Below are 8,496 nucleotides of genomic sequence, written 5' to 3'. Positions count from 1 at the left end.
ACCCTGAGGGGGCAGCAGGGGCGTCAGCGCTTCAGACAATGTGCCCTTTTTGACAACGCGCATTGAAGCTAATGAGCTGGCTGGGGCCGCACCGGGCAGGCATTCCGCAGCGCTGAACGGAGTGAGTATGCCAGGAGAGCCCGCAGGACGCGGGCGAAAGGTGGCGCTGGAACATGGATGTTCCATCGGCACCGGTCCGTTAAGGCAGACGAGTGAAGTGAAGGCACCGCGATAGCGGCGCGAGGACCGCCAGCCCCGGTGCGGCCCCAGACGGCGTTATAGCCAGTCGCTTAACTGACAAGCATTACGCCATAAATGGCGACCTTACGCCGAACGTGCACGGTTTTCGTATGGTGCGCATTCAGGTGCAAACCGGGCACATGGGTAACACTTTAGACCGCTCCATGCGCGGTCAGGGGATTACACTTCCGTCCAGCCACGCAGCAGGTTGTGATACATATTCAGCAGCGACAGCAACTCTTCACTATCACCATGGCGCGCTTTCAGGCTCTGGATATTACGATCCAGCTCAAACAGCATTGCGCGCTGTTTATCATCACGCACCATCGACTGAATCCACAAAAATGACGCCACACGAGCACCGCGAGTGACAGGCGTGACACAATGCAGGCTGCTGGAGGGATAGAGCACCAGATGGCCGGCGGGCAGCTTCACTTTGTGTTGGCCGTAGGTATCTTCAATCACCAACTCGCCGCCGTCATAGCTGTCTGGTTCGCTGAGAAACAGCGTGGCGGAAAGATCGGTACGCATCCAGCCCGCCGCGCCGTTATGGCGTACCGCACCATCAACGTGAAAACCGTAGGTTTCCCCCTGCTCGTAACGGTTAAACAAGGGTGTCGAAATCGATCGCGGTAACGCGGCAGAAAAGAACAGCGGGTTGGTGTTCAGCGCCTGCATCACCGCCGCTTGCAGTTGATCGTAAAGCGGTGTGCGTGTGTCAATCTGCTGGTTATTTTTGACCGTCGCACCCTGACTACCGACCGTTGCACGTCCGTCAATCCACTCAGCCTGCTGTAACAGCTCACTGAATTTCGCCACCTCTTCCGGTGCCAGTACGGCGGGAATGTGATACATCATCGCGTTGTTCTCTCTAATAAAAATGGGGCGCGCACGCCCCACGTTAGCACTTAGAAGTGGACGTTTGCCGTCAACAGGAATGTACGTGGTTCACCCGGATGATAGCGGTAGCCACTCTTGTTGATCGAAGCAACGTAGTTGGTATCGAAAATGTTGTACACGTTGAACTGCAGATCGAGGTTGTTATTCACCTTATAACCCAGCTTGGCATCTGCCACCCAGTAGCCTTCGGTATGATCAGGCGTGCCAACTGCGCCATCACTGCCGCGACGCAAGCTGCCAACATAACGTGCACCTCCACCAACTGAAATCGCGTCAGTGGCTTGATACTGTGTCCACAAGGTGAACGCGTGCTTAGGCGTGTAGGCAATCGAAGACGACCCGTCTTGCGCCACTGCTGCACCCTCCTTCACGGAGGCGTGCTGCATGGTGTAACCGGCAATAACTTCCCAGTCAGGCGTGATGTTACCCGTGGCTGATAACTCATAGCCCTCGACACGCTTTTTGCCGGTCTGTGAGTAGGTGCCATCATCGTTAGCATCCACTTCGTTCTCAATATCGGTGCGGAACAACGCTGCATTCAGCAGCAGGCGTTTATCCAGCACCTGCCATTTGGTGCCCACTTCACTTGACTTGGCTTTCTGCGGTTTGAAGTCGGTGCGGTTAGCACTGTTACCCGTGCCACCAGCCGCCAACGCAAAACTGCTGCCGCCTGGAGGCTGTTGCGAGATGGCATAGTTAACATACACATTGCCCTGCTCTGTCAGGCGATAGAGTGCACCGGCTTTCCAGTTCACCAGATTGCCAGACTTCGCGGTGTCCACTGTGGTCAAAGGTGTACCCGGTGCCGTACCCGCTGGGCAAGCCAATGCACCGCGTCCCGTACCACCGCAAGCCGTCGCACTGTCATACTCGGTGTGATAACTGTCGAGGCGGATGCCGCCGTTCAACTCAAAGCTTTTGGTAATGGCTAAGGTATCGAAGGCATAAATGCCGGTGGTGTCCGTCTGGCCGTTGGCATTTGCACCGTTACGATCCAGTCCACCCACCGAAATACTGCTGATAGGGTGATAGATATTCACCGCAGGCGCAGTGATCGCATTCACGCCGTAGTTGGTTTGATTTTCACGCGTGAACTCGACACCTGCGCTGATATCGTGCCCCACCGAGCCGGTATAGAACTTCGAGGTGATATTGGTCTGGTTGGTGAGAATGCGGTTACTGACATCTTTCAGGTTGGCATTACGCGTCCAGGTCCAGGTGCCGACATCGTTAGGGTTGGGCGTGGTAATGGTGCTGCCCATCACCGCAGTCAGCAGATACTCCTGCTTAACACGCGACCAGCGCGTCGTGTTGCGAATGGTGGTGCTGTCGTTGAGGTCATGCTCAAAGCGAATGGTGCCCGTATCGGTCGTCGATTTGTCGAAATCCGAATCAGTCCCGTAGTAGTTGCTGGTCGCTACTTTGCCTGAGTTGTTCAGTGCCGCCGTGGCTGCCGTTGGCGAAGAGTAACCCGGCAAACCAATCGTCGGGATGCCGCCATCTGGCGTATTGTTTTGATGCACATGCAGGTAGTTCAGATACAGACGCGTTGACGTATCCAGACCGAATGCCAGTGAAGGCGCTACGCCATAACGCTCGTTTTCCACGTTATCGCGTGCCGCATCGTGAGTTTTCTCACCCATCAAATTCAGACGGAAAGCGCTGTTATCGTTAATTGCCTGATTGTAATCAAGCGTGCCACGACGCATCCACGCACTGCCGACGCTGACAGAGGCATCCAGACCGGTATCCAGACGCGGCTGCTTACTGATCATATTGATCGAGCCGGATGGCGCGCTGCGACCGTAATCGGTGCCGGATGGTCCTTTGATCACTTCAACCTGCTGCGTGTTAAAGGTGTCACGCGTCACGCTGCCAATATCACGGATACCGTCAACATAGATGCTGTTCGAGGTATCCATACCGCGCATGTAGACGGCATCCCCCGTTGATGAGCTGCCGTTTTCACCGGCATAAAACGCCCCCACGCCTGGCACGTTTTTTAGCGCATCGGTCAGATTATTCACGCCTTGATCTTTAATCACCTGATCGCTGATCACCGTCATGGTACGGGTGGTGTCTACCAGCGGGCGGCTAAATTTAGGGTCAGCAGAGGCGTTCGGCGCATACAGCGACGGAGTCTGCGCGTTCACCACTAACGTATCGTCAGTTTTTTTAGTTGAGGTGTCAGCAGCCAGGCTGGCAGCAGGAGAAATACCAATACAGAGACCCGTGAACAAGGTCAGCGAATTGAAACTGCCAAACGGCAGAGTGCGATTTTTATCCATTTTAAAAGGGAAGGTTTCTTATCGTTATTGACGCGCTTATCACATCCCATCAAAGCTAAAAGGCCGTTTTGGCATGCAACACCTAAATGATAACGCCAATGGTTATCATTTACTTTTCTATCTTTACACGCAATGTGAGGATTGGGAATACATTTCTTTACGTTAAGATTACAGAATCAATACGGTTGAATGAGACGGCGGGGTGAGACGAAATTTTTTCAACAAGAGGGAAAATGCGGACAGAAAAAACCCGCTGGACATGGCAGCGGGTTTTTTATTGGGCAGTGCAGAGTTCATTCCAGTAGCTGTAGCGCATCACCTGAAGGAAGTGTTCATCTTTCATAATAGCGATACACCGACGGATGGAATTCAATGCCATACAGTTGGCTGACTGGGATCAGCAAATCAATATGATTGCTGAGGTCGAACTCGCGTTCTTCGTGCGGCTTAACATCAGCGTTAATTAAGCGGTTGAACCACTGCGACAGGATGGTTTTCATCGTCAGGCTCTCCAGTAATGGTTGACCCTGACAGTAAAGCGCAGAGCGCGTGATAACCAAAACGATTAGATATGCGATGGAATCCCAGTTAATGCATATTGTGATGGCCGCACTCTGCAGCGGCCATCACACGCCTATCCCCTGCTCTTTGCCAGCATTCGATGATAGTTATTGAGCCATTTTCCGCTGGTCAAGCGCAGCCAGAAGAACACGCCACGTACAGTCCAGTCGAGGAACATACCGAGCCAGACGCCCACCACACCCATGCCAAACATGATACCCAGCACATACCCCGCCACCACGCGTGCGCCCCACATGCTAAACATCGACACATACATGGTATAACGCGCATCGCGTGCGCCTTTCAGCCCAGCAGGCAACACCCACGAGGCAGTCCAGATAGGCATAAAGGCGGCGTTCAGCCAGATAAGGTGTTTCGTTACCTCGATCACTTCAGGATCGCGCGTATAGAACTTCGCCAGCGTGCCCGCCAAAGGCACCGTGATTAAGGCCAGCGTGCACAAGCCAATCATTGCCAGCCAGAACACGTGTTTGATTTGTCTTTCTGCCTGCATCACCTGGTTTTTGCCCAGGCGCTTGCCGGTAATAATGGTGGATGCCGAACCGAGGGCATTCCCGGGCAAATTGATTAACGTGGCGATGGAGAAGGCAATAAAGTTACCGGCAATTTCGTTGGTGCCCATACCCGCAACAAAAATCTGCGTCAGCAATTTACCGCCGTTAAACAGCACAGACTCAATACTGGCGGGTACACCGATCCCCAACACTTCCATCAGGATGTTACGATTCCAGCGACGAAAATAGCTGGCGATGCTGATTCTGAGCGCAGGCGTGATACCGCGATACAGCACATAAATGGCCGCAGCCGCACCGATATAGCGGGAGATAGTCAGCCCAAGCCCGGCCCCGACAAATCCCATGCCTTCCCACCCCATGGCACCGTAAATCAGCACACTACTGATCACGATGTTAAGGATATTCATGCCGCCATTGATAAGCATTGGAATTTTGGTGTTTCCTGCACCGCGCAATGAGCCACTGCCAATCAACGCAATCGCTGCTGCGGGATAGCTCCACGCCGAGGTTTGCAGATAGCTAAGCGCAAGCTCTTTCACCTTGGGTTCAGCGCTGCCGGCTATGCCATCAATGATTAAATGCCCCCAGAACTCAATCACGATCACCAGCACAAAGGCCAGCACCGTCATTAATCCCAGCGACTGGCGCGTCGCCGCACGGGCGCGTTTGCCGTTGCGTTTGGCAAGGCTGAAGGCCACCACCACCGTGGTACCCAGATCAATCGCCGCAAAGAAAGAGATAATCACCATATTGAAGCTGTCAGCCAGGCCAACGCCCGCCATCGCTTCCTTGCCCAGCCAACTCACCAGGAAAGTACTCAGGACGCCCATCAGCATCACGCACAGGTTTTCAATAAAGATGGGCACGGCCAATGGGGTGATTTCACGCCACAACAGCGTGCGATAAGAGCGACGTTTGGGATACCACGCCGTATTTCTGACCGCACGCATCACTGCTACGCCAGGATTTTGCAAGGGAGTACCAAATCACTTTGGAGAAGAAGAAGAGTAATAATGATGATAGGCCACTGAGAAATATGCAAAGTGTTTCCCGTCACCATTTAATCATTATTACAAACTTTTTGTCGCCACCACCGCAGGATCCGCTGCACCACCGAGATAGGCGCTACGCACCTCATCGTTATTTAGGAGTTCTTCCCCACTGCCGCTCAATTTAATTTCTCCGTTGACCATGACATAGCCACGGTCAGCTAGTTGCAGCGCATGACGAGCATTCTGCTCCACCAGAAATAACGTCATGCCTTGCTGAGTCAATTCGCGCAGGATGTTGAAGATCTGCTTCACCACGATCGGTGCCAGGCCCAGGCTGGGTTCATCCAGTAACAATAGCTTCGGGCGACTCATCAATGCCCGCGCAATTGCCAGCATCTGTTGCTCACCGCCGGAGAGCGTCATGGCGCGCTGCTTGCGCCGTTCCAGTAAGCGTGGGAACAGTTGATACATTCGCTCCTTGTCCTCTTTGACGTGGCGTTCCCCCACGGCGATAGTGCCCATCAGCAAATTCTCTTCCACCGTCATGTCTGGGAAGATGCGCCGCCCTTCGGGTGCCTGGGCAATACCACTGGCCGCGATAAAATGGGTGCTGCGGTGGCTTATCGATTCTCCGCGTAAGCGAATCTCACCGCTGGCAATGCGCGGTTGACCAAATATCGACATCAGCAGCGTTGATTTGCCTGCGCCGTTCGCGCCAATCAAGGCGACAGTTTCGCCCTGATTCACGGTCAATGACACCTGCTTGAGGGCCTGCACAGGGCCGTAAAACACATCCACCTGTTCAAAACTCAGCATCGGCTCAGCCATGGTCGCTCTCCTCATCGGCACCGAGATAAGCCGCAATCACTTTGGGATCGTGGCGGATTTGCTGCGGTGTGCCCTGCGCAATCACATCGCCATGATCCAACACCACAATGTGATCGGAAATACGCATCACCATCGGCATATCATGTTCAATCAACAGCACGCTAATACGGTGGTCGGCCCGCAGGCGATGCAGGATTTGGCTCAGTGCATCGGTCTCAACCGGGTTCAGCCCTGCTGCGGGTTCATCCAGGCAGATCAATTCGGGACGCGTGCACATGGCGCGTGCAATCTCTAATCGCCGCTGTTGGCCATAAGAGAGCGTCCCCGCCAGCCGATTCGCACTGGAGACTAAATCGACGTTTTCCAGCCAGTAAAAGGCGCGATCCAGTGCCCGGTTTTCCGCTTCCCGGTAACCACGCGTATTCAGTACCCCCGCTAAAAGCTGTCGGTTAACCTGCATGTGCTGGGCCACCAGCAGGTTCTCGACCACTGACATTTCACGAAACAGACGGATGTTTTGAAAGGTGCGCGCCAGCCCAGCGCGATTGACCAAGTGGGCTCCGCCGAACATTTTGTACCAGACTCGCGATCCCAGACGTGCAGGATTGAGCCAATCCTGTGGGTGAATTTTCTGCCCCAGCACCTGAATCACGTCAGTGCTGCGCTGGTTAGCATTGAGCATAATGCGCCCGCCCGTGGCGCGATAAAATCCTGTCAGACAATTGAACACTGTGGTTTTACCGGCACCATTAGGGCCAATCAGCGAGGTGACTGAACCGCGTTCTACAGAGAGGCTGACATCATTGAGCGCTTTGATGCCGCCGAAGCGCATCATCAGGTTATCCACTTGCAGAATGGCATCACTCATGGCGCACTCCTTTTCTCACCGGTACGCCAACACGTGCGGTACGCACCAGACCGCGCGGTCGCCAAATCATCATCAATACCATCAGCATGCCAAACAGCAGGACGCGATATTCTGCAAAACTGCGCAACAGTTCGGGCGCCACGGTCAGCACAAAAGCCGCGAGCACCACGCCCAGCGTCGAGCCCATTCCCCCCAGCACCACAATCGCGAGGATCAATGCAGATTCGAAAAAGGTGAAAGACGTTGGATTGACAAATCCCTGATAGCTGGCAAAAAACACCCCGGCAATACCCGCGGTGGATGCGCCCAGCATAAACGCCGAAAGTTTTACCAGAACGTGGTTCAGCCCCATGGCGCGGCAGGCAATTTCATCTTCACGCAACGCCTCCCAGGCACGACCAATCGGCATGCGCGTCAGGCGATGCTTGATAAACAGTACCAGGAGCACCACCAGCACCAGCACCACATAAATGAAGATGAACTTCATATTGGGGTTGTAATCAAGGTGGAAAAATTCGTGATAAGGCACCCCACCGTCCCGCGCGCGTCGGGCAAACTCAAGGCCAAAAAAGGTCGGTGAAGGAACCGATACACCGTTGGGGCCGCCGGTAAACGATAGCCAGTTGGTCAGCACGAGACGGATAATTTCACCGAAACCCAACGTCACGATGGCCAGATAATCACCGTGCATGAGCAGCACCGGAAAGCCCAGCAGCGCACCGGCAAAAGCGGCCAGCAACGCGGCAATCGGCAACATACTCCAGAACCCTAAGCCGAGGTATTCGTAGCCCAATGCCAGACCGTAGGCACCAATGGCGTAAAAGGCCACATAGCCCAAATCAAGCAGCCCGGCGAGACCCACCACAATGTTTAATCCAAGACCGAGCAGAACATAAATCAGCCCGAGAATCGCCACCGTTAACAGATATTTTGTTGAGAGAAAGGGAAACGCCAGCGCCACCACCAGCAATAGCGGCAACACCCAACGCAGCCGCGAACGATAGCCCGGTTCCCGGACGTAAACACCGTCGTCATTGCCTTCAAACTTACGCTTAAAGCGCTGGCCAAAGGGCGTATGCAGAATCAGGCTGATGACTAAGCGCCCCACCATTACCAGCGCCACCAGCAGTGCAACACGTTGAGGCGACAGTTTAAAGCTATAGCCATCCAACACCACCCCGACGATGGGACCAAACACCACCAGCGCGATCACGCCAGCCAGCAGTGTATCGAGCAGTGCTTCGCGCACGCCCGTACTTTGCGTCATTGCATTCATCGCGGCA

General features: G+C 54.3%; 7 protein-coding genes and 1 pseudogene. All 8 read right to left on the bottom strand.

The features are described 5' to 3' along the window. A pseudogene (locus ACPUC8_RS20620) lies at nucleotides 1-186 on the bottom strand (hypothetical protein); the annotation flags it as partial. 234 nt (nucleotides 187-420) lie between these two features. After that, nucleotides 421-1,098 (bottom strand): PKHD-type hydroxylase YbiX, encoded by a 678-nt coding sequence (gene ybiX, locus ACPUC8_RS20615; protein ID WP_283228920.1) that lies wholly within the window; start codon nucleotides 1,096-1,098, stop codon nucleotides 421-423. Between the two features lie 50 nt (nucleotides 1,099-1,148). Further along, on the bottom strand, nucleotides 1,149-3,428 hold the full coding sequence (locus ACPUC8_RS20610; RefSeq protein WP_494927218.1) for a catecholate siderophore receptor Fiu: 2,280 nt from the start codon (nucleotides 3,426-3,428) through the stop codon (nucleotides 1,149-1,151). A 332-nt stretch (nucleotides 3,429-3,760) separates the two neighbouring features. Beyond that, on the bottom strand, nucleotides 3,761-3,928 hold the full coding sequence (locus ACPUC8_RS20605; protein ID WP_494927217.1) for a hypothetical protein: 168 nt from the start codon (nucleotides 3,926-3,928) through the stop codon (nucleotides 3,761-3,763). A 134-nt stretch (nucleotides 3,929-4,062) separates the two neighbouring features. Further along, a complete protein-coding gene (locus tag ACPUC8_RS20600) occupies nucleotides 4,063-5,475 on the bottom strand; it encodes an EmmdR/YeeO family multidrug/toxin efflux MATE transporter (protein WP_494927216.1) in 1,413 nt (470 codons plus the stop codon). Between the two features lie 120 nt (nucleotides 5,476-5,595). Further along, the gene (locus tag ACPUC8_RS20595; protein ID WP_039336849.1) at nucleotides 5,596-6,345 is read right to left on the bottom strand and encodes an ABC transporter ATP-binding protein; all 750 of its coding nucleotides are present in this window, start codon (nucleotides 6,343-6,345) and stop codon (nucleotides 5,596-5,598) included. Continuing rightward, nucleotides 6,338-7,213 (bottom strand): ABC transporter ATP-binding protein, encoded by an 876-nt coding sequence (locus ACPUC8_RS20590; RefSeq protein WP_494927215.1) that lies wholly within the window; start codon nucleotides 7,211-7,213, stop codon nucleotides 6,338-6,340. Before ACPUC8_RS20590 ends, ACPUC8_RS20595 begins: the two co-directional genes overlap by 8 nt. Continuing rightward, complete coding sequence (livM, locus tag ACPUC8_RS20585) at nucleotides 7,206-8,489, bottom strand: high-affinity branched-chain amino acid ABC transporter permease LivM (protein ID WP_494927214.1); 1,284 nt, start codon at nucleotides 8,487-8,489, stop codon at nucleotides 7,206-7,208. Before livM ends, ACPUC8_RS20590 begins: the two co-directional genes overlap by 8 nt. Nucleotides 8,490-8,496: the final 7 nt, after the last annotated feature.

The sequence above is a fragment of the Pantoea sp. CFCC18177 genome, assembly GCF_059412425.1.
Note: the sequence above shows the minus strand (reverse complement) of the source record. Positions and strands in the feature narration are given on the sequence as shown.